This window comes from Paraglaciecola sp. L1A13, from assembly GCF_009796745.1.
Taxonomy (GTDB): domain Bacteria; phylum Pseudomonadota; class Gammaproteobacteria; order Enterobacterales; family Alteromonadaceae; genus Paraglaciecola.
On sequence record NZ_CP047024.1, the window covers coordinates 4884120 to 4907561 of the forward strand.

Here is a 23442-nt window from a genome sequence, read left to right on the forward strand (position 1 = left end):
TCCTATGTTTTTCGATAAAGGCTGTAGCTAAGCAAAACGAGTATTTGCAACAACAACGCAGCAACTGCGTTGTGCAATACTGCGACAGCAACTGGCAAACTAAACACGACATTACTGACACCTAAAATAACTTGAATACCCAGCACGACAACCAACGCCACTGCAATTTTTTTCAAGAAACTAGAACTGGCCACTGCATATATGCGTGTTGCCAGCCAGCACAGATAGATAAAGGTGAGTAATGCACCCGCTCGATGCACTATGTGCATCGTCATACGTTGGGCATAATTATGGACGCCATATTCATAGTTAACCGCTTCAGGTAGGCTAAATGCGCCAATAAAATCCAATTTCTGGTACCAGTTACTCTCACAAATAGGTAGCTCGGTACACGCAAGAGCTGCATAGTTAGCAGACGTCCAACCCCCTAACGCGATCTGTCCAAGTAAAATACCGATACCCAACAAAGCATACTTTCCGAGCCTACGGACCTGATGGTCGCCCCCCGGAATTCGATACGGCACTAAGCGTAAATACAATAAAAATAGCGATGACAGAACAGCAAAACCACCGAGCAAATGGCCAAGCACCACTATAGGTAATAAATTTAGTGTAACAGTCCACATGCCCAACATACCCTGAAAAATCACTAAGCACAGAAGAAAAAACGGTAATTTAATTGGTCGGTGATAGGCCCTTTTAGCAATACTGATGATAAAGATAACAACAATCAATAAACCGAGCGCACTGGCAAAATAGCGATGGATCATTTCGTTCCAAGCTTTTTGAGGCTCTAATGGCCGTTCAGGGAATGCTAGCTCTGCAGCGTTGATCTGCTCTTGTGCAGCCGGAACCTTGTAATGGCCGTAACACCCCGGCCAATCTGGACATCCTAGCCCTGCATCGGTTAACCGTGTATATGCACCTAGCACTATCACAGTTACGGCAAGGATAAGCCCCGCCAATACCAACTTCCTCATGTATTTCCCTCTAGCCTATACGCGATAATTTCAGCAGCTTTCGTAAATCGGATAATATGTCGCGACTATGCAAAATAGCTTGCTGCTGCTCAACCTGAAGTGGATAACGCAAGATGACGTTATTCAAAGTATCAGCAATGAAAATAGCATTTGTCGGCTCACCTTTAAACACATTATTAACATTTTCCGCGTTAGTTTTTAACAACTTAACCGAATTCTGCTGCTCTATTCTCTGCATAGCCAAGACATCACTATCAGGAGTACTGATAACCGTTGCACGTACCCTATCGTGCTCTTTGCCCAATGCAGCCCATATCTGTTCAACACTGTATAAGGCATTTTTACACTCAACGCTGCATTTAGTAGGCAGTACGTATAACAACTGCCATTTAGGCTCGGTGGTTTTGTCCTGTAAGGCGGTCATATCTAGCGTAGGGGTAAGCAATTGTCCCTTATTTGTTGATGCTTTATTAAACCAATTGTTATCTAAGGCAAGCTTGGCCAATGCCACCGGCAAAATAAAAACAACGGCGAGGGTAATTATCATGCGTTTATTACTGGTGTTCATCATTGGATACCTTCTTAAGTCGATTGCGAAGTGCAAAAAAATAAACTAAAAATGCGGCCACACCTAAGCCGAGCCATTGAATGGCATAGGCATAGTGCTTTTCTGGTGGCATGATTACTGGCTGCCACTTACGCACAAACTGTGGGTTGTCATTGACGGTCAGCGTAATGACAAAAGGAACGAGTTCTATCTGTAGCATCTGTTCTACAAAGTGGATATCTATTTGTTGTATGACCTTAGGCCAAGTTGTTGTCAATGTTGCTGTTTCTGTAATAAGTGGGTTATTACTCGGCAGAACAACTCGCCCTCGCTCGCCAGCCAATAAATTAGGTAACGTCACAGTAGGTAAATCCGAGCGGATTTGCTTTCCTGTTATCCATCCAAAGTTAACCAATACATTATGCCCGTCACTTTTAGCCACGGCTAAAACCTCGAAACCCGGACGCCCTTGATGTATACGATTATCAAGCAGCAATACCTGCTCTGGATTAAGCGTCGCGTTGATCGTGATCGGTAAATCTTGAATATCTCCTTTATACATTTTGATCTGTTCGAAAGAGAACGGTTCACGTGCTGATGCAGTCGCCATGCTTTCAATTCGCTGTGCTTTGTTCAGCCCTCTTTGAAGTTGCCAGTTAGCAAGAGCAAACATGATGACAACAGCACATAAAGTCACTAGGGTAGAAACTATAGGCAATCGCTTAAGGACGCTAAGCATGCTTAATCAACAATAGAAACATCAGCGAGAGGGAGAATAAAAGTGTTAATAAAGATAATCATCGGAATACTACTTATTGTTATGATCTTTAATTTGTTCAAAGCCATGGTGATAATGCTTAAAGACGAACCTAAACAACCCAATATGAGTAAATATATTGGACGACGCGTCTTAACATCGGTAGCGATTGTAGTCCTGCTTCTTATCGCCATTGCTACGGGGCTTATCGAACCAAACCATCGTCCTTTCTAAACCCCTTCAATATCTATTTTTTCCCATTGGCATAAATATTAGGCCAATGGGATACCTAGCTCGGCTATAAAATATAGACAAAAAAGAACAACATCACCCAAACTACATCGACAAAATGCCAGTACCAACTAGCCGCTTGAAAGGCGAAATGGTGTTCAGGTGTAAAATGCCCCTTAAATATTCGCAATAACATGATGAATAAAATAATCGCACCTAAGGTTACATGTAATCCATGAAAGCCAGTAAGCAAAAAGAAGGTATTCCCATATACGCCGGACTGCAACGTTAGTCCCATTTCTTGGTAAGCGTGAATATACTCTTCAACTTGTAAAGACATGAATATAGCGCCTAACAACACGGTGAGACCCAACATCAGTTTTAGCCGACCACGTTTATTTTCTTCCAAAGCCACGTGTGCAAAATGGCATGTCACTGACGAGATTAGCAGAATCACAGTATTGATAAGGGGTAATCCGTACCACCCCATGGCCTCAGTTTTAGTTCCACCAGGTGTTTCTACTAAAGGCCACATAGCCTGAAAAGCTGGCCAAAGCACTTCATTAGTTGCATCGTTATTAGACGAGCCACCTAGCCATGGAATGGCGATCATGCGGGCATAAAATAGAGCACCAAAAAAAGCACCGAAGAACATCACTTCTGAAAAAATAAACCAGGCCATACCTTGACGATACGAACGGCCCAATTGTGCACTGTATAGACCAGTCATGGATTCATGAATTTGATTTCTGAACCAGCCAAACAACATAAAAATTAACGTAGCAAAGCCAGCTAATAATATATATCCACCGTAACCAGTTGTTCCTTTTGAATGTTCAATAACAAAATTTCCGGCTCCAACGGCAATCAAAAATAGTGCCACAGCCCCCACAATTGGCCACGGGCTACTAGCTGGTACATAGTATTTTTCATAATTTGGCTGAGCCATTATTCGTTCTCCTGTTCACCGCTATTCATTGCAAGATCACCTGCCGTCGACGTGACGTCGTATAGAGTGTACTGCAACGTAAAATAGGTAATGTCTTGTGGTAATTGAGGGTCTACATAAAACCGCATAGGCATGACCGCTGACTCACCTGCTTGCAAAACTTGCTGCTCAAAACAAAAACACTCTGTTTTATTGAGAAATAACGCAGCCATGCCCGGCGAAACTGATGGTACCGCTTGGCCAACGACTAAGTGCTGTGTAGGATTTTTAACTGTGAAATTCACCTCGTTCATTTGACCAGGATGCACTTTCACTTGCCGTGTTTGCGCTTCAAATTGCCATGCCATACCTGAGTTGGTACGTGTGATAAAGTCCACCGTTATGGTGCGTGACTCGTCAATCTCCATCACTTCATAGATAGCCGCTGAGTTTGCGGTTTTACCGTTTAATCCAGTCAAATCACAAAACACATCGTAAAGTGGAACTAACGCAAAACCAAAACCAAACATTCCCAGAACGACTACCAACAACTTACCCACCATCTTAGCATTGCTAGGCGGGTGACTATTGCTGGCGGCGTCAGGCGCTTGAGGTTGTTGCCTTTTGTCTGTCATAAGGATTGCCAGAACATACCTGAGTAAGACTGAACTAACCCCTGCTGTGCGATCTCAGAATTATGCATTTTACCTTCTAGTGCAAAATACTCTGTGTCATTTAGCGGCATATACGCATCGTTTTGCAGACTATTACAAAAACCAAACGCTATAAAACCAAAGGCCAATGCTACAAACCGTTTAAGCAGTCTTTTTTTTGAAAACCTCACTTCACTTAGCAACATAAAATTCTCCTTTACCACTTACTTAATAACTGGCGGCGTTTCGAACGTATGATAAGGAGCTGGTGAAGGTATTTCCCATTCTAGGCCTTCCGCTCCTTCCCAAACTTGGTCGCTCACAGGTTCACCTTGCTTACGGCAAGCTTTAATAATGATAACCAAGAAAATTAATTGCGATAAACCGAATGCAAATCCGCCTAAGCTTATCCATTTATTGAAATCTGCAAATTGCAACGCGTAATCAGGGATCCGTCTTGGCATACCGGCTAAACCGACGAAGTGCATAGGGAAGAACAACACATTAACCGAAACTAATGAGCACCAAAAGTGCCATTTAGCCAACGGGATATCAAACATCTTTCCAGTCCATTTCGGTAACCAGTAGTAAACAGCGGCCATAATCGAAAATATAGCGCCGGTCACTAGCACATAATGAAAATGCGCAACCACAAAATAGGTATCATGATATTGGAAATCCACTGGGGTAATCGCCAACATCAGACCCGACAAACCGCCAATGGTGAACAGCACTATAAACGCTAACGCAAATAACATAGGCACTTCAAAGCTCAACGAGCCACGCCACATAGTTGCCACCCAGTTAAATATTTTTACGCCCGTTGGGACGGATATCAACATAGTCGCCAACATAAAGAACATTTCGGCAAATACAGGCATACCCGTCGTAAACATATGATGTGCCCAAACGATAAATGACAATAAGGCAATTGATGCGGTCGCATAAACCATTGAGGAATAACCAAACAGCCGCTTTCGAGAAAATGTCGGAACTATCTGCGAAATAATACCAAATGCCGGCAAGATCATGATGTACACCTCGGGATGACCGAAGAACCAGAAAATATGCTGAAACATTACTGGATCGCCACCACCTGCCGCATCGAAAAAACTGGTCCCAAAAAACTTATCTGTCAGCACCATGGTTACCGCGCCAGCTAAAACCGGCATCACTGCGATTAGTAAAAAGGCAGTGATCAGCCACGTCCATACAAAAAGTGGCATTTTCATCCACGTCATTCCGGGTGCTCGCATATTGAATATGGTAACGATGACGTTAATCGCACCCATAATCGACGAGATACCCATGATATGAACCGAAAATACAAATAGAGCAGTACTGTCACCACTATACGTCGTGGATAAAGGCGCGTAGAAAGTCCAACCGAATGCAGGACCGCCGCCATCCATAAACAACGAAGACAAGAGAATTAAAAAGGCAAAAGGCAGGATCCAGAAACTCCAGTTATTCATGCGTGGTAAAGCCATATCAGGCGCACCAATCATCATGGGCACAAGCCAGTTAGCTAGACCTGTAAAAGCCGGCATAACCGCACCAAAAACCATAATCAAGCCATGTACAGTGGTCATTTGATTAAAAAAGTGTGGCTCGACTATTTGCAAACCCGGTTGAAATAACTCGGCGCGAATAACCATCGCCATGGCTCCACCGATTAAAAACATGATGAACGCGAACCACAAATATAACGTACCAATATCTTTATGATTGGTAGTATATAACCAGCGCTTTATCCCTGAAGGTGGCGCATGATGTTCGTGATGGTCGTCGTCTTGATGAAGCGTTTCAGTAACTGTGCTCATGATCGTCCCCCTATTGCCCGTTCAGAGCAGCATTAATATCTTTAGCCTGTACCAACTCATCTGTGTCATTACCCCAAGCGTTACGCTCAAATGTAATCACCGCTGCCAGTTCAGACATACTTAGCTGCTTAGCAAAGGCTGCCATGGCTGTGCCAGATTTACCGTTTAATACGATGTCGATATGAGCTGCCATATCATTCAACGCGATATTACTGCCTTTTAACGCTGGGAATACGCCAGGTAACCCTTCGCCATTTGGCATATGGCACGCAGCACAATTAGCAGTGTAAATTTTCTGACCATTACTCATCAATTCGTCTTTACTCATATTCATTGCAAGTAATCGTTGTTCTTCCGCCTTGGCTTTCTCTTGAATGGCTTGTCTTTCACCTATCCATTTATCATATTCTGCGGGCTCTTTAGCAATGACCACCACAGGCATAAAACCATGGTCTTTACCGCACAATTCAGCACATTGACCGCGATAGATACCAGGCTCGTTTACTTTCGTCCACGCGTCATTAATAAAACCGGGGTTAGCGTCTTGTTTAATAGCGAAGTCAGGCACCCACCAAGAATGTATGACGTCGTCTGAAGTAATCAAAAAGCGTACGCGCTTATCTGTCGGTATCACGAGGGGCTGATCGACCTCTAGAAGATAATTAACGCCTTTGTCCAATTTGCCAGATATCTCGCCGGCTTGAGTTGCTAAACGAGAATAAAACTCAACGTCGTTATCCATGTATTTGTAATGCCACTTCCATTGTGAGCCTGTCACTAGCACGGTGATATCAGGCTCACTGGCATCCTCCATAGCGATTAGCGTTTTCGCTGCAGGAACCGCCATAACAATTAAAATAACAAAAGGGATAACGGTCCAAGCGATTTCGACTTTTACACTTTCGTGAAAGTTGGCTGGTTTTGCACCTCTGGATTTACGGTGAAATAAAATGGAATAAAACATCGCTCCAAAAACACCAACGGCGATAACCACACAAATAATAAACATCAACATATGCAAGTCATATACATCCGCACTGATGTCCGTGACACCTTTGCGCATATTTAGTTGATATTGATCTAAGTCAGATACGGACTCTGCGAAAACAGTACCGCTTTGAAACGCGCTTAGCATTGCCATCACACTCAACGAAATTTTCTTCACTCGACCCCCTGCTTGTCAAACGTTTGAAATAGTGGCGATAGCCAGCAAAATTTACGTCTTCATTTATTATTATAAGATTCAATACAAGTTAATAAATGTTACCAACTTGTTAAGGATGCAACAAGCATTACCCAAAACAGGGGGAAGAGTCCAGCTATTTTGTTTATTTTATATTCAATTGGGTAAAATTTAATCAATCAATCAGTATGTTACGTTTACATCTCAGTAACAAAAAAAATTGCAATAATAATCTAGATGAGGCTTGTTATAGAGTATAAATAGGGGGGGAAATGTTCATTCAAAAATGCATTGGGGCTTCATTGCGAAACCCCAAACGTAATACATATTTATCAGAGTAAATCAGTACAAACTGTTTACCTGCTTACATCCAATCTGAATTACGTATCACGCCCACAGCGATACCTTCAATATTGAAAGGTTGGGTTGCTAAGTCGACTTTAATGGGCTGAAATTCTTCGTTCTCAGCATGTAAGATTACTTGGCGACCTTTGCGTTCAATGCGCTTCACCGTGACATCTTCATCAACACGTGCCACAACTACTTGACCGTTGTGAACGTCAGTAGTTTTATGTACAGCGAGTAAATCACCATCCAAAATACCAATGTCTTTCATGCTCATTCCACTAACACGTAGTAAAAAATCAGCACTAGGCTTGAATAAATTCGGATCGACTTTATAGTGCATTTCAACATGCTCTTGAGCCAAAATCGGTTCGCCAGCAGCTACTCGCCCAATGAGAGGCAAACCTTGATTTTCTAATTGATCTTCTAATGGCTCAGTAAGTCTAATACCTCTGGAGGTACCCGGTAATATTTGAATGGCGCCTTTTCGTGCTAAAGCTTTTAAATGTTCTTCAGCGGCATTAGCAGATTTAAAACCAAGATGCCTCGCAATTTCCGCACGTGTAGGCGGCATTCCGGTATCGATCATAGTGGTTTTAATCAATTGCAAGACTTCTTCTTGCCTAAGAGTTAGTGGACGCATACACAGCCTGTTGTTTCATACAGTTTAACTGTGAGTATATACAGTCGTTGCTAAATCTCAAATATTTATTGTTCACAGTCGTTTGAGGGGGAATTTATACAAGACCTCTGACCTGTAAACTGATCCTACGGGGTGGAAAAGCTGAATAACGTGGTATCCTATTGAGGTCTTTCACTATTTAGGTACCACTCTATGGCATGGCTGCATACACTGCTGCTAACAATTATATCTGTTCCGCTTAAATGGCTCGTTAAGGTCAACAGCATCCCCACAGATATACAGACTGAACTTGGGATCGATACAGCTAAACCTATTATCTATTTATTACGCACGCACTCGGTCACCGACCAATTTGCTTTAAAGATGTCGACCAATTACTTGGGTTTGCCCAAACCAACTGATACGGTGAGTATTGGTGGCCAAGAATTACCCGCCTGTTTGTATTTACAACAACCTCGCTCGATCTTGACCCGTAAAGTTAAAATTACCAAAATCGCCGATGATGTCACTCGACTATTTCAAATTCACAGAGAACACCCCGAATTAGATTTGCAAATAGTACCCGTTTCAATATTTTGGGGTAGGGCGCCGGGCCGCAAACTATCAGGTTGGTCAGATATTATTGCCCACCAAGTCTCTCCCAATTGGCTGCGTAAATTCTTTATCGTTTTATTTTTAGGCCGTGATAATTTTGTGTGCTATAGCAAAGCTGTATCTTCACGCACCATGGCGGATTTAAAAGGCAGTGACGAAGAAATAGCCCATAAGCTGATTCGATTAGCCGGAACACATTTTCATCGCCGCCGTCAAAACCTGATTGGTCCAACCTTATTAGAGCGCCAAGCACTTTATAACGCAGTTTTAGGTGCCGACTCTGTGCGTCAAGCGGTGAATGACGAAGCTCGCGGTAAAAAACAATCCAAACACCAAATTCAAGCTAAAGCCAAAAAATACGTTGACGAAATTGCTGCTGATTATCGTGAAGGCATCGTTAGGATCGGCGACCGCTTGCTAACTAAAATCTGGAATAAAGTTTATAACGGTATAGAAGTAAAACATGCCGACAAGGTTCGGGCGCTTGCTCAAAGTGGTCACGAAATTATCTATGTGCCTTGTCATCGCAGCCATATGGATTACTTACTGTTGACCTACGTTATATACCACGAAGGGCTAGTTACCCCTCATATTGCAGCGGGGATCAACCTTAATTTTTGGCCCATAGGCGGCATTTTACGTAAATGTGGTGCCTTTTTTCTACGCCGTAGTTTTGCAGGAAACAAACTTTACACCGCTGTATTCAGAGAATATTTAGAGTTGTTATTCAACAAAGGTTACTCGGTAAAATACTACCCTGAAGGAGGCCGAAGTCGCACAGGACGTTTACTGCCCCCCAAAACGGGCATGCTTGCCATGACACTCCAAGCCCTTGTTAAAGGAATTAACAGGCCGGTGAGCATAGTACCTGTTTATATAGGTTATGAGCACGTCATGGAAGTCTCAAGCTATTTAAAAGAACTAAAAGGCACAGATAAGAAGAAGGAATCATTTTTCCAGGTTTTTTCTGCGGTTCGTAAGCTCAAAAATTATGGTAATGGTTTCCTAAACTTTGGTGAACCCATTAATCTCACAAACTTTTTAGACACCCAACAGCCTGATTGGCGTGACGCGCAAAACGTAGAAACAGACAAAAAGCCACGCTGGTTAACCCCAGTCGTAAATACGCTAGCGAATGATGTGATGGGCCGTATAAATCAAGCGGCTGCAGTCAGTGGTATGTCATTGTGCGCCATGTGTTTATTGTCAGCAAAGAAACACGCCATGGCACAAGATGAGTTAGAACGCGCGATTGATGATTATCTAGCATTACTCAAACTTGCCCCTTATAGTGAATTATCTAGCGCGCCAGAAAGTAATGGCAAAGCGCTACTCGAAAGCACATTAAAACTCAATAAACTCGAAGTATCCGAAGACACTTTTGGCACCATTATTTCGCTTAAACGCAAGAATGCAGTAGCGTTAACCTATTATCGCAACAATATTCTTCATCTGTTCGCAATTCCGGGTTTAATCAGTGCCATCGTATTCGCTCATAAAGGCTTAGCTAAAGATAAAGTGATTGCGCTGGTTGGGCAGCTTTATCCACTTCTGCAACGTGAATTATTTATCTATATGAATCATCAGCAAGCGATGGAATACACTGACCACATAATAAGTGCCATGCTTGAAACGGGCCTGTTGAAATCCCAAGAAAATGAAATCTTGCCACCAGCGGCTACCAGCAAAGCGTTTTATTCGTTTTGGTTACTCAATCGCAGTATTCAAGAAACATTGCAACGCTACGCAGTTGTTCTGACGATCCTGAAAAAAGAGCAAACCATTAGTCGCGGTCGTTTAGAGAAAAAAAGTCGCGAATTTGCAGAACGCTTAGCCGCGCTGCATGGTATCAATTCACCAGAGTTTTTTGATAAGAACGTACTATCAACTTTTATTCACGCGCTTAAAGACAATGCCTTAATTAATGCGTCCAGCGAAGGTCAGTTAGAGCACTCTGAAACGAGTGAAGCGTTATTGGCCACGGTAGAGAACTTGATTTCTCCTGAAATCACTCAGCGTTTGCAGCAAATTTAGCGATAGGTTGTTTAAAAATTAATTTGGCAGGCTAATTAATGAAAAAGATGTGTGGGTTTTTACCAACCCATCACATCTTTTTAAGTTTTACTTGCTAGCTAAAATGCCATTTACATCCGACAAGAAAAACTTGTAAGCGGGGTTTACTGTCTGCTCTGTGTACTGATAATCCAATGCATCTAAATGTTGATTAAAGTTTTCTCGCTGTTCGGGAGGAATTTCGAAACCACATAAAACTAATCCTGCTGCAGCTCCGTGATTACGGTAGTGAAACAGTGTGATATTCCAAGTTTCGCCTAAGGTATTTAAAAACTTCATCAAAGCCCCAGGGTATTCCGGAAATTCAAAAGAAAAGATATGTTCGTTTTGCAGATTAGCTGGACGGCCACCCACCATATACCGAACATGTAATTTAGCTGTTTCGTTTTCGCTTAGATCAAAACACTGGTAATCATGAGCTGCCAGCGTTTCAGTAAGCTGCTTGAATTCCGTTCTGCCTCCACGTAATTTAATACCCACAAAGATGTGCGCTTCTCGGTCTGTGGCAAAGCGGTAGTTGAATTCGGTGATTATGCGCCCACCTAGCAACTCACAGAATTGTTTAAAGGCGCCAGCATGCTCCGGAATTTTCACTGCAAAAACTGCTTCTTTTTGTTCACCTAACTCACAACGTTCTGACACATAACGCAAGGTATGAAAGTTAATATTGGCACCACACAAAATACCGCCAAACGTGTGCCCTTGCATGGGGTTTTGCTGTAGATATTTATGCATACCCGCTATCGAAAGTGCTCCAGCAGGTTCGGCGATTACCCGGGTATCATCAAAAATATCTTTAATCGCCGCACAAATTTCATCGGTATTAACCGTGATCACTTCATCAACGTATTCTTGCAGTAAACGAAAGGGCTCTGTACCGATAGTTTTCACCGCAACGCCATCGGCAAAAATGCCAACAGTGTCTAAAGGTACTGGCTTTCCTGCTTTTAACGCTGCTTGCAAACAAGCTGACTCGTCGGATTCTATAGCAATAATTTTTAAATCAGGTTTTAACTGTTTAAGGAAAACACTAATGCCCGCGGCTAAGCCACCACCGCCAACGGCGATAAACAAGGTATCGATATCGGGGTTTTGCTCAAGCAATTCGCGACCAATAGTACCTTGTCCAACGATAACGTCTTCATCGTCAAAGGGGGCTACCATAGTATAACCATGGAGTTTCGCTAGGCGTAGGGCTTCGTCTTTGGCCTGATCAAAGCTGGTACCAAACAAAATAACGTTAGCGTATTGCCCACCAAAGCTGCGCACCGCATCTACTTTAATATCGGGAGTGGTTTCAGGCATAACAATAGTAGCCTGAATTTTTTTCATCCTCGCGGAATACGCCACACCTTGGGCGTGATTGCCCGCCGAAGCGGCCACCACACCAGCTTGTAATTGCTTATCAGACAAACTAGCAAGTTTGTTATAGGCACCACGCAATTTAAACGATTTAACCACTTGCTGGTCTTCACGTTTGAGCCACACTTCATTGCCCAAATTAGCAGATAGTTTGTCAAGCTTGACCAAATCCGTTTTTACCGCCACGTCATAAACGGGCGCTAATAAAATGCGTTTCAAATATTCGTTTGCTGACAGGGCCATTTAATCTTCCAACATCGCAGCATTACGCACCGCGCCTTTATCGGCACTAGTGGCCAATAGCGCATAGGCCTTAAGAGCCAAGGATACCTTACGTTGACGAGTAGCTGGTTTCCAAGGCTTGGCACTTTGCTCCATTTTTTCACGACGTGTTTCAAGCTCGCTATCTGAGATATCGACTCCAATCTTACGATTAGGTATGTCAATCGTCATGCTATCGCCTTCTTCAACCAAACCGATACCACCACCACTAGCAGCTTCAGGGGAGCAATGTCCGATAGACAAACCTGACGTGCCACCCGAAAAGCGACCATCGGTAATCAATGCACACTGCTTACCTAAACCTTTCGCTTTTAAATATGTGGTTGGATAGAGCATTTCTTGCATACCAGGGCCACCTTTAGGCCCCTCGTAACGAATAACAACCACATCACCGGCGATCACTTCGTCAGCTAATATGGCTTTTACTGCATCATCTTGGCTTTCGTATATACGCGCTCGACCCGTAAAGACATGAATCGACTCATCCACACCAGCAGTTTTCACAATACAACCTTGCTCTGCAATATTGCCGAACAATACGGCTAAGCCACCCTCTTCACTAAATGCATTGGCACGACTGCGAATACAGCCATTTTCACGATCGGTGTCCGCCGTTGGGTAACGACAATTTTGGCTGAAGGCTTTAGTGGTACGTATACCCGCAGGGCCTGCCTTATAAAACGTTAGAGCATGTTCGTTGGCCGGATTAGTAACGTCCCATTCTGCAATCACCTCTCCAATCGTTTTGCCTAATACATGCATATTGTCGCCATGTAATAATCCAGCTTTATTCAGTTCATTTAGAATACCCAGTACGCCACCGGCACGATGCACATCTTCCATATGGTAAAGCGGTGTAGACGGTGCAACCTTGCATAGGTGAGGGACTTTACGCGATAAACGGTCAATATCATCGAGGGTGAAAGGCACTTCCCCTTCAATAGCTGCTGCGATGAGATGTAAAATGGTATTGGTTGAACCGCCCATCGCGATATCAAGACTCATAGCGTTTTCAAACGCTTTAAAGTTAGCAATGTTACGTGGTAACACTGACTCGTCGTCTTGCTGATAATAACGACGACAAAGCTCAACAATTTGACTGCCTGCTTGCTTAAACAAGCCTTCACGGTCTGCGTGAGTAGCGAGCATTGAACCATTACCAGGTAAAGATAAACCAAGGGCTTCGGTTAAACAGTTCATTGAATTAGCAGTAAACATGCCTGAACATGAACCACAAGTAGGGCAAGCAGAACGTTCTACTTCGTTGCTTTCATCATCACTGACATTGTCATCAACCCCAGCAACCATAGCATCAACCAAATCTAGTTTGATAATTTGGTCTGAAAGCTTGGTCTTACCAGCTTCCATTGGTCCGCCAGAAACAAAGATTACCGGTATATTTAGGCGCATCGAAGCCATTAACATGCCTGGAGTGATTTTGTCGCAGTTCGAGATACATACAATAGCGTCAGCACAATGGGCATTCACCATATATTCGACTGAATCGGCAATGATTTCACGCGATGGTAAGCTGTAAAGCATACCACTGTGACCCATGGCGATACCGTCATCGACCGCTATGGTGTTAAATTCTTTGGCTACGCCACCTGCAGCCTCGATGCTGCGCGCTACAAGTTGCCCCATGTCTTTTAGATGCACATGGCCAGGTACAAATTGCGTAAATGAATTAGAAACAGCAATAATAGGCTTGCCAAAATCACCATCTTTCATACCAGTTGCACGCCAAAGCGCACGAGCACCGGCCATGTTTCTACCTTGGGTTGTGGTTGCAGAACGTAATTTGGGCATTCTCTCTTCTCTCTACTTTATATAGTGTTAAATAATCAGCCGAGGCGCATATCGAATTATCTTATGCGTGAAAAACCTCGCCTTCTCGTCAAAATCGGTATCATCTAAATTGTGCTATGTAATGACGTCGCCATTACATTTTAATCTTACTTCTATACCAAGCTAAAGAATGCTTGATAAAAGCAAAAAACCCCCCGAACTTTCGTGCGGGGGGTCTAAATAAGTCTGACATATATCCAGATCTATCCCCCCGGAGAATACGTCTCCGCCACTGTCACCAAAATAATTACTTTGCTGCACGAGTAGGAATAGAACACTTAGTTTAATTACTAGTTTAAATTTGGTATATCGTCACTGTATATATAGGTAACACGAACCCCCATGTAGGATCAAGCAATGCTATATGCTTTTTTTGTGTCGTTTATATACAAACATAGTGGTTTGGCTATTTAGAATTTGTCATTTATCGGTATCATTCAGTCTCAAATAGCAGTGAGAATATTATGAGTACCTGGTTACATTGGATTGATTTAATGGGCGTTGCGGTTTTTGCCGTTTCAGGCACGTTGATGGCCTACAAAAAGCAAATGGATAGTTTTGGCGTTGTCGTGCTGGCGTCGGTAACAGCCACTGGAGGCGGAACATTACGCGATATCATCCTCGATTTACCGGTATTTTGGGTGCAAGATCATAGTTTCTTTTTTGCAATATTAGCAGCTGCTTTTTGCACCATCATTTGGCTCAGAATAAGCCATCGCTTTCCTTTACGGTATTTACAAGTCGCCGATGCTATAGGTCTCGCTTTCTTTAATGTCATGGGATTACAAAAAGCACTTACTTACGGCACGTCGCCATTTATCGCCATTGCACTGGGCACTATGACTGGCGTATTTGGTGGTCTTATTCGCGATGTCATTTGTCGAGAAATTCCTTTGGTGCTCAAAGGCGAACTTTATGCAACGGCTTGTATCATCGGCGGCTTAAGTTATGTTTCAGCGCTATTCTTTGGCTTATCTACTTATAGCTGCATGATACTCGGCTTTGTTATCACCCTAACCATTCGCTTATTGGCCATGAAATGGCATTGGAACTTACCCGTTTTTAACCCAGAGCATATGGAATAGCTGTCGTTATTTATAATTACCAGTAAATCCAATGCAGTGGCATTAAGTCTCTGCGTTGACTAGCCTTATGACATTCTATTTGACTTGCAAAGGACTTTGCATATGTCGTTGGCAGTGGTGTTTTCAAGAGCCAGTGTTGGTATAGATGCGCCACTTATAACGGTAGAAGTGCATCTGGCCAATGGTTTACCGTGTTTTAACTTAGTTGGCTTACCCGAAGCGTCGGTGCGAGAAGCGAAAGACAGAGTCCGCAGCGCATTAATTAATTCTGGATTTGAATTCCCCGCTCGGCGTATTACGGTCAACCTCGCACCTGCCGATTTACCCAAAGAAGGTGGACGTTTCGACTTAGCCATCGCCATCGGTATTATCGCTGCAAGCAATCAGCTCGCTGGCGCAAGCCTAAACGGTATAGAGCTGGTGGGAGAGCTTGCCTTATCTGGCGAAATACGCTCCATCAAAGGTGCTCTGCCTTTCACTTATGCCTGTTACAAAGCCGGGCGCATTGCAATTTTGCCCCTTGATAACGCGAATGAAGCAGCCCTAATCAGTGGCGCAAAGATCGTTCCTGCTAGTCAGTTACTTGATGTATTTCATCATCTTGGCAAACAAAAAAGCCTTGCCTTATTCACCTCGGACAATATTGCCAAAGAAGCCGAGTATGAAGTTGATTTACAAGATGTTGTGGGCCAAATATCGGCAAAACGTGCGCTCGAAATTGCGGCAGCTGGGGGCCACAATATACTTTTCACCGGACCTCCAGGTACAGGCAAAACAATGCTTGCTAGTCGCTTAATCACCATATTACCGCCCATGACCGATGAAGAAGCACTCGCAAGTGCCGCTATTCACTCGATTGTTGGAAAACCTGTTAATCCGGAAACATGGAAGCAGCGAGCGTTTCGCCATCCACACCACACCAGCTCAGCAGTGGCACTCGTCGGAGGTGGGAGTGTGCCAAGACCCGGAGAAATATCATTAGCTCATCACGGAGTTTTATTTTTAGATGAGCTACCCGAATTCGACCGCAAAGTACTCGATGTTCTACGAGAACCTTTAGAATCTGGCTTCGTATCTATATCTAGAGCCGCGCGACAGGCGCAGTTTCCTGCACAATTTCAATTAGTCGCAGCAATGAACCCCAGTCCCACTGGCAGCCTCAATGATGGGCGTTGTACAGCAGATCAGATACTGCGTTATTTGAATCGCATTTCGGGACCTTTTCTGGACCGTATTGATTTACAAGTAGATGTGCCTAAACTAAATAGCAACGAATTTTCTGAGCAAGTGAAAGAACGAGGACAAAGCAGTAATGAGATACGCCAACGAGTTATCCAAGCGCGTAATGTCGCCCTCGCCCGCAGTAATAAACCCAATACTCTATTGGGCAGCAAAGAAGTGCAAAAACACTGTACTCTCTCGCCCGAGGATCAACATTTTTTACAAGGTGCGGTTGAAAAACTAGGATTGTCTTTACGTACATATCATCGAGTGCTGAAAGTGTCACGCACCATAGCTGATTTAGCAGGCGAGCCTAATATAAAGCGTCAACACTTAGCCGAAGCTCTTAATTACCGTGCTTTTGATCGAATGCTCGCACAGCTTGCCTATAATTAGCTGCACCCAAGTTAGCAATTAAATAAAGCTTGAATAGCTGGCTCACTTTGACGTTTGCGGATACAACATAATCCAATCTGATAGGGTTCGATATCATCGAGTTTGATGCGATTTACCCGCTGACTGATGGTCGAATTATCGAGTACGATTTCCGGTACTATGCCCAACCCGCAGCCCAAAGCAACCATACTGACAATCGCTTCATTACCTGCAACCGTTGCATATACTCGTGGACGAATCCCTTGCTCAGCAAACCAATGGTGCACGATACGTTTTGACGGCCCAGACTCAGGTAAAATGACCGAATGTTCTCGCCAATCCACTTGGCTTAAACGCGTTAATTGGGTGTCTTTAGGCGCAATAAGTAATAAGGGAACCTCTCCTAAAGGCAAAAATGTCAATTCCTGGGGAAAGTCAGGAGTATGGATAGCAATCGAGGCATCAACTTCTTGTTGCATGACCTTACTGGCTGATAACGCTGGATCACCAGTGCTGAGCTTTATCTCTACTTGCGGGTATTGATGACGGAAACTATCAAGTAATTTTGGTAGATGACTTTGACTCGCTGTTACTGAGCAATAAAGACTTAGCTCACCCTGTATTTGCTTATGATCTTGTTGTAATTCCCACTTTACTTTCTTCCATTCTGACAACGTTTGCTGGGTGAATCTAAGTAATTTAGCCCCCGCAGCCGTCAGTTTTACTTTACGATTATCACGGACAAAAAGGGACGTTCCACAATCTTCCTCAAGGCGCTGAATGATACGACTTAACGTTGAAGGGCTTACAAATAGGGCTTCGGCAGTTCTACTGAAATGTAAACTGCTGGCCAAATGTTGAAACAATTCCAAGCTTCGAATATCCACATTAATTCCTTATCAAATACAGTGTTGCAAAATATGAAACGTTACGTTGCAAATATATCATTTTAATCAACAGAAGAAATACCCTATTCTCTCAACCACACGAGATCGTCACTGACTTGTTGCACTTATAGGAATCAAAAAGAATGGCAAATTATTTCAATACATTATCTTTACGTCAGCAACTAGACCAAATTGGTCGTTGCAGATTCATGCAGCGCAGCGAATTTTCAGAAGGCTGTAATTTTCTTAAAGGTAAAAAGATCGTAATCGTAGGTTGTGGCGCTCAAGGTTTAAACCAAGGCCTTAATATGCGTGATTCAGGTTTAGACGTTTCTTACACTTTACGTCAAGCCGCAATCGATGAAAAACGCGAATCATTTCAGCGTGCTAGCGGTAACGGTTTCACCGTTGGTACATATAAAGAACTTATTCCAAGCGCTGACATAGTTTACAACTTAACGCCTGACAAGCAGCATTCAAGCGTAGTTGAGGCGATTATGCCTTTAATGAAAGAAGGTGCCGCACTAGGTTATTCTCACGGTTTCAACATCGTTGAAGAAGGACAGCAAATTCGTTCAGATATTACGGTTGTGATGTGCGCGCCTAAATGTCCAGGTACTGAAGTTCGTGAAGAATACAAACGCGGGTTCGGCGTACCAACCCTTATCGCAGTTCATCCTGAGAATGATCCACAGCAACAAGGCTGGGATATCGCTAAAGCACTAGCAAGTGCAACTGGCGGAGACCGTGCAGGTGTACTTGAGTCATCTTTTGTAGCTGAAGTTAAGTCTGACTTAATGGGCGAGCAGACCATTCTTTGTGGTATGCAGCAAACAGCAGCGGTTCTTGGTTACGAAAAAATGGTTGCTGACGGTATCGACCCAGCTTATGCAGGCGCATTGATCCAATTCGGCCTGGAAGCCATCACCGAAGCACTTAAAATCGGTGGCGTTACTAACATGATGGACAGACTGTCTAATACGGCTAAGATCAAAGCATTTGATTTGTCTGAACAATTAAAAGATATGTTGAAACCGTTATTTGGTAAACACCAAGACGACATCATCAGCGGCGAATTTTCGCGCACTATGATGGAAGATTGGGCCAACGGCGATGCTAACTTATTAAAGTGGCGTGAAGAAACGGGTCAATCTGGTTTTGAAAACGCCCCTGAATACAGCGGTAAAATCGATGAGCAAGAATTTTTCGATAACGGCGTATTTATTGTTGCCATGATTAAAGCGGGTGTTGAACTAGCATTCGACGTAATGGTTGAAGCAGGCATTCTTCCTGAATCAGCATATTACGAGTCACTACATGAAACACCGCTTATTTCGAATACTATCGCTCGTAAGCGTTTGTACGAAATGAACGTCGTTATCTCTGATACTGCTGAATATGGCAACTACTTATTTGCTAATGTAGCCATCCCATTATTAGCAGATAAATTGATGCCAAGCATAGGCACCGAGTTAATCGGTAAGCCATTCGCAGCGACCAGTAATAGTGTTGATAATAAAACTCTCGTTGCCGTAAACAAGGCGATTCGCGAGCATGGTGTTGAAAGCGTAGGTGACAAATTACGTGGTTACATGACTGACATGAAAGCCATAGTTGAAGCGGTTTAACCCTTCATAAAACGAATAGTAAATTGAACAATTTCTGTCGTTAGGTGCTGTAAAAAGCCCTCTTTGCCCAGCCAATTTGGCTGGGCTTTTTTATGTCTGAGACTATCTGTCTCAATACGAATCAAGACCATACCGAGCAAATTTCAACTAAATATAGCTGTATCATAATCATTGTTTACCTCTAAATATCGCAGATGTCGTATAAAAAGCGACTAGAATATGTTGTTTATCAGCTACAAAAATTGATGTTATGAAAGGGCTTATTCTGGCTTAAGTCGTTTAAAATTCGTACAAAAAAGCATCATTCCCCGTAGTATTATGTCTTTATTCAGTCGCGTATCGGGTACTGTATATCGGGATTATTTTTATTTTCGCTCAATAAATATTCATTTATTGGATAGCGATAAAATACTATTTTTGATGTAACTATAGGTCAGAATCTGGAGGTAAATAAAAGGAGTGTACCTAAAATCATACATTAAAAACCATGTTTTTTCTGTATAAAAATCATAGAGAAACATATAGACCTTAGTCTAAAGGAACAATTTTTTAACAATCAGCATATGCAATACATGCCATTGTATCGATATAGCAACACGAAAAAAATTATCCCTGCCGTAAACCCTTGTTATTAGCGGAAAAAAAACATGGCCTATGTATTGCTTTAGTCGAAGTTCCCGAACTCCCAAATGTTTACCCACCAAGATAACAGGAAATCCAATGAGCGAAAAAATAACTAGAATGACTAAAATGGGCGATTGGGTCTTTGAAGTAAAAATGGTTAGAGCGTTAAAAGTCGCCAAACACGGAGATCCATATTCAGCAGTAGCGATGCTTACCGCCAATGGTGAGCAAATGTATATCGATACCCAACTAACCAAAGACAACGAAGAACTATCTAAAAGCGATTTTTTAACTATTTACAAATTTTGTGAGTCGTTAGACATGAAATATGTATGCTATGACCGCATGAAAAACGGTGTTCGTAGTTCAAAAGTTCTTGCGATAGAGCCCACTAAAGTTCAACGTCCTGCTATTCGTTTAGTTAAATAGTATTTATAAAAATTTTATCCGTTTTAGAAAACCCGAACATATAATAACGACGTCCTGCTTTCATTGTTAAGGATAACAATGAGGCACGTTGCATTGCGCCCCCATTATCACTAATCTTTTTTAGTTTTTACTCATAGGTATAATTTTAAGCTCTACTCGACGATTTTTCTGACGGCCAACGTCAGTGGTATTATCAGCAATCGGCGCATATTCCCCCATACCTAGCGTTGAAATTCTTCTGTTATCGACACCATTCTGCACTAGATAATTTTTCACACTATTAGCCCGAGCTTCAGACAAACGCTGATTCATATCATCTGCGCCGGTACTATCGGTATGGCCTTCTACCATCAATGTAGTTTTTTCATACTTGTTAATAACCAAAGCCACATCTTTTAAGACAGGATAAAAACTACCATCGACTGAAGCATTCCCAGAGCTAAACGTAATACTGCTAGGCATATATAAGCGCAAAGTATCACCCTCACGGTAAACCTCAACGCCACTATCTGCTAGTTCGTCACGAAACTCCTGCTCTTGCTTATCCATGTAATTACCAATAGCAGAACCTGCTAGTGCGCCGACTGCTGCACCCCACACATATCGGCTTTTGTCGTTGTCACCAGTGCCTTTACCCAGTAAAGCCCCTACGATGGCGCCAATGCCTGCGCCTTTTTGCGTGTTAGAGGCATTACCCATGGAATTAGAGGCACACCCACCTAACATTAGGCCCGACAACGCTAATCCAACAACCAGTTTCTTGTACATCTGAGACTCCTTAGAAAACGACTTTGCCTCGACTATCGTTACTACTTACGTTAGGCAAAATCTATAATGCCAATTATCCAGCCTTTAACTGAACGATATATGAATGCTTTACTAAAGCCTTGAAGCACGAACTGTTCCAAGGTAATTAAGATTGCCCCTAACAGAAAGTTTAGGGGCGTAGAATGGATGGTCGCTAAGTTGGTGCTTTGGGCCGCTCTGCAAACCAAAAAAATAAAAATGAGGCGAAGCCAAAACCTACAAAGCCAATAGCAATAGGCGTCATTGAGTTTTCAATGAAGCTACCTACAAATACGGCAGAGGGCACAGATATAATGCTACTCAGTGAGCCAATGATCGCCGCACCAAGACCCGCCGTATCGCCTAAAGGTTGCATAGCCATAGAATTAAGATTGCCAAATAAAATGCCGATACAAAAAAATGCAGCAAACAAAATGCTGATTAAGTAATTAAGGGGTGGAAGCCCCTCATATATTAAGCACATAATCAGTAGTATAGAGGTAAATCCTAGCCATCCAAAAATGGCCCAAGTACACAATTTACGCATACCCAAACGCATGACTAACGTACCGTTGATAAACGATGCAAATCCAATTGAGAAAGCGAGCAGAGCAAAATATAGAGGGAATAGGTCTCCTGTGTCATATATGACCTGAAACACTGTCTGAGAAGCGCTGATATAGGCTAGAAAGCCACCAAAGACTAATCCCATAGAGAAGGTGTAAAACATCACGAGCTTATTACTCAGAATAAAGCGACTAGAATGATAAAGCTGATGCCAACTAAAGGGGACACGTTTATCTTTAGGCAAGGTTTCCGGCTGACGCAGAAAATACCATACGCCAGTTAATAAGCCGATGACCAAGAACGATGAAAAAATATGCTGCCATGAAAACCAAAAAAGAACCGCTTGGCCGAAGCTCGGGGCTAGCATAGGCACTAAAATAAAAACCATCATGATAAACGACATAACCCGAGCCATTGCCTCACCTTTATATTGGTCTCGAATGACTGCTAAAGCTGCAATACGCGGGCCTGACACCCCAAAAGCTTGAATAACGCGACCAATCAATAACACCTTTAATGACTCAGCAAACATACACACAACGGTGCCAAGACCAAAAATGATCAACCCGGTGATAATGGTATAGCGTCGGCCTTTTGCGTCAGATAGCGGTCCAAAATACAGTTGGCCAAATGCCATACCGATGAAAAATAATGAAACTATTAAATGGGTATCCTGAGGATCTGTGATCGCTAAATCTAGCGCAATTTGATTTAACGCCGGTAACATGGCATCTATACTCAATGCCACTAGAGAAGTCATCAACGCCATTAGAGCTACGAATTCGACTAATCCTAAAGCAGGTTTAACCTTGGCAGCAGTTGTAGAGCGGGCGTTGGGCATGAAAATTCCTCTGTTAGATTAAACGTCAATTCTACCATTGACTGAAGTAGGACTTGAACGTTTTATCAACATTGCTCGTCATTTATTGAAAGAAATATTTATCATTTTTTGCTATCCGTTAAACGCCATTCAAGAACGCTGATATATCGTAAAAACTAATTATAAAACATTACATTAGCTCTACAATCTTATTACACCGTTGACCAGCTTGCGAAATTGACAAAAAATACAATTTCAGGTGTTGAATGATTTAAAACGGTACAATGACACTCTGCGTGGTTACATCACCATCAATGCGCGTCACAATAAATAATCGTCCATAATCTTTGTCCGTTAAATCTTCAGCTTGCCCTCCAAGCGCACGGACCAAGTCAGGTATCGTATTGCTATGTCCCGCCACCAACACATCACGTTGAGTCGAAATAAGTTGAATAAACGTTTTAGGATGAGAAGGATCATAGAGGGTGACCGGCATATTTTGCTGCTTGGCGATATCAGCTACCGTTTGAGTGGTGCGCTTATAATCAGTTGAAAACACTCCCGATAATGGAATATAACGAAAGTAATTAGCTAAAGCCGCTGCTCGCTGTTGTCCCTTGAAAGTTAAGTTAGGATCGTCCCCAGTTTGTTTCTCAAAATGACGCACCAAATACCAACGCTGCTCTGCGCTTGCCTCGCCCAAACCTACAGTTAAAATAAGGGCTAGGAACGTCAAGTAATACAAACGAACAGAGGTACAGCGCATTGGGC

At 42.8% G+C, this 23442-nt stretch carries 21 protein-coding genes; 6 read left to right on the forward strand and 15 right to left on the reverse strand.

The window, feature by feature from the left end:
• Positions 1-2: 2 nt before the first annotated feature.
• Genes GQR89_RS20865 through GQR89_RS20875 form a run of 3 tightly spaced genes read right to left on the reverse strand, consistent with a single transcriptional unit; the run spans position 3 to position 2266 of the window.
• The gene (locus tag GQR89_RS20865; RefSeq protein ID WP_158772008.1) at positions 3-980 is read right to left on the reverse strand and encodes a heme A synthase; all 978 of its coding nucleotides are present in this window, start codon (positions 978-980) and stop codon (positions 3-5) included.
• Positions 981-990: 10 nt separating this feature from the next.
• Positions 991-1551 (reverse strand): hypothetical protein, encoded by a 561-nt coding sequence (locus tag GQR89_RS20870; RefSeq protein WP_158772009.1) that lies wholly within the window; start codon positions 1549-1551, stop codon positions 991-993.
• Positions 1535-2266, reverse strand: a complete 732-nt coding sequence (locus GQR89_RS20875; protein WP_233269034.1) for an SURF1 family protein — start codon at positions 2264-2266, stop codon at positions 1535-1537. The genes GQR89_RS20870 and GQR89_RS20875 overlap by 17 nt, the downstream gene beginning before the upstream one ends.
• Before the next feature lie 42 nt (positions 2267-2308).
• Here GQR89_RS20875 and GQR89_RS20880 point away from each other — a divergent pair, with 42 nt between their 5' ends.
• Entirely contained in the window at positions 2309-2518 is a 210-nt protein-coding gene (locus GQR89_RS20880) for a DUF2909 domain-containing protein (protein ID WP_158772010.1), read from the forward strand.
• A gap of 64 nt (positions 2519-2582) precedes the next feature.
• Here the strand turns inward: GQR89_RS20880 and GQR89_RS20885 are convergent, their stop codons facing one another.
• From GQR89_RS20885 to lexA, 6 genes are all read right to left on the reverse strand, one after another.
• Positions 2583-3464: a cytochrome c oxidase subunit 3 gene (locus tag GQR89_RS20885; protein ID WP_158772011.1), complete on the reverse strand. Its 882-nt coding sequence runs from the start codon at positions 3462-3464 to the stop codon at positions 2583-2585.
• Positions 3464-4078 (reverse strand): cytochrome c oxidase assembly protein, encoded by a 615-nt coding sequence (locus GQR89_RS20890; RefSeq protein ID WP_158772012.1) that lies wholly within the window; start codon positions 4076-4078, stop codon positions 3464-3466. The genes GQR89_RS20885 and GQR89_RS20890 overlap by 1 nt, the downstream gene beginning before the upstream one ends.
• Positions 4075-4302 (reverse strand): hypothetical protein, encoded by a 228-nt coding sequence (locus tag GQR89_RS20895; RefSeq protein WP_158772013.1) that lies wholly within the window; start codon positions 4300-4302, stop codon positions 4075-4077. Before GQR89_RS20895 ends, GQR89_RS20890 begins: the two co-directional genes overlap by 4 nt.
• Positions 4303-4320: 18 nt before the next feature.
• Positions 4321-5919 carry a cytochrome c oxidase subunit I gene (gene ctaD / locus GQR89_RS20900; RefSeq protein WP_158772014.1) on the reverse strand — a complete coding sequence of 533 codons (1599 nt, stop codon included), beginning with the start codon at positions 5917-5919 and terminating at the stop codon, positions 4321-4323.
• 10 nt (positions 5920-5929) lie between these two features.
• A complete protein-coding gene (coxB, locus tag GQR89_RS20905; RefSeq protein ID WP_158772350.1) occupies positions 5930-7060 on the reverse strand; it encodes a cytochrome c oxidase subunit II in 1131 nt (376 codons plus the stop codon).
• A gap of 406 nt (positions 7061-7466) precedes the next feature.
• On the reverse strand, positions 7467-8090 hold the full coding sequence (lexA, locus tag GQR89_RS20910; protein WP_158772015.1) for a transcriptional repressor LexA: 624 nt from the start codon (positions 8088-8090) through the stop codon (positions 7467-7469).
• A gap of 192 nt (positions 8091-8282) precedes the next feature.
• Between lexA and plsB the strand changes: the two genes are divergently transcribed.
• On the forward strand, positions 8283-10718 hold the full coding sequence (gene plsB, locus GQR89_RS20915) for a glycerol-3-phosphate 1-O-acyltransferase PlsB (protein WP_158772016.1): 2436 nt from the start codon (positions 8283-8285) through the stop codon (positions 10716-10718).
• Between the two features lie 87 nt (positions 10719-10805).
• On the opposite strand, the gene ilvA is transcribed toward plsB, so the two are convergent.
• Positions 10806-12362, reverse strand: coding sequence for a threonine ammonia-lyase, biosynthetic (ilvA, locus tag GQR89_RS20920; RefSeq protein WP_158772017.1), 1557 nt, complete (start codon positions 12360-12362; stop codon positions 10806-10808).
• Positions 12363-14210 (reverse strand): dihydroxy-acid dehydratase, encoded by a 1848-nt coding sequence (ilvD, locus tag GQR89_RS20925; RefSeq protein ID WP_158772018.1) that lies wholly within the window; start codon positions 14208-14210, stop codon positions 12363-12365.
• Between the two features lie 503 nt (positions 14211-14713).
• Between ilvD and GQR89_RS20930 the strand changes: the two genes are divergently transcribed.
• The gene (locus GQR89_RS20930) at positions 14714-15334 is read left to right on the forward strand and encodes a trimeric intracellular cation channel family protein (protein WP_158772019.1); all 621 of its coding nucleotides are present in this window, start codon (positions 14714-14716) and stop codon (positions 15332-15334) included.
• Between the two features lie 102 nt (positions 15335-15436).
• Positions 15437-16951: a YifB family Mg chelatase-like AAA ATPase gene (locus GQR89_RS20935; RefSeq protein ID WP_158772020.1), complete on the forward strand. Its 1515-nt coding sequence runs from the start codon at positions 15437-15439 to the stop codon at positions 16949-16951.
• 11 nt (positions 16952-16962) lie between these two features.
• Here GQR89_RS20935 and ilvY read toward each other — a convergent pair whose 3' ends face one another.
• Positions 16963-17817 (reverse strand): HTH-type transcriptional activator IlvY, encoded by an 855-nt coding sequence (gene ilvY / locus GQR89_RS20940; protein WP_158772021.1) that lies wholly within the window; start codon positions 17815-17817, stop codon positions 16963-16965.
• Between the two features lie 143 nt (positions 17818-17960).
• Between ilvY and ilvC the strand changes: the two genes are divergently transcribed.
• Entirely contained in the window at positions 17961-19445 is a 1485-nt protein-coding gene (gene ilvC, locus GQR89_RS20945; RefSeq protein WP_158772022.1) for a ketol-acid reductoisomerase, read from the forward strand.
• A 741-nt stretch (positions 19446-20186) separates the two neighbouring features.
• Complete coding sequence (locus tag GQR89_RS20950) at positions 20187-20498, forward strand: hypothetical protein (RefSeq protein ID WP_158772351.1); 312 nt, start codon at positions 20187-20189, stop codon at positions 20496-20498.
• Positions 20499-20618: 120 nt separating this feature from the next.
• Here GQR89_RS20950 and GQR89_RS20955 read toward each other — a convergent pair whose 3' ends face one another.
• The 3 genes from GQR89_RS20955 to GQR89_RS20965 form a co-directional block, all read right to left on the reverse strand.
• Positions 20619-21266, reverse strand: coding sequence for an OmpA family protein (locus GQR89_RS20955; RefSeq protein ID WP_158772023.1), 648 nt, complete (start codon positions 21264-21266; stop codon positions 20619-20621).
• 193 nt (positions 21267-21459) lie between these two features.
• Entirely contained in the window at positions 21460-22692 is a 1233-nt protein-coding gene (locus GQR89_RS20960) for a multidrug effflux MFS transporter (RefSeq protein ID WP_158772024.1), read from the reverse strand.
• Positions 22693-22942: 250 nt separating this feature from the next.
• Complete coding sequence (locus tag GQR89_RS20965) at positions 22943-23437, reverse strand: histidine phosphatase family protein (RefSeq protein WP_158772025.1); 495 nt, start codon at positions 23435-23437, stop codon at positions 22943-22945.
• Between the last annotated feature and the right edge of the window lie 5 nt (positions 23438-23442).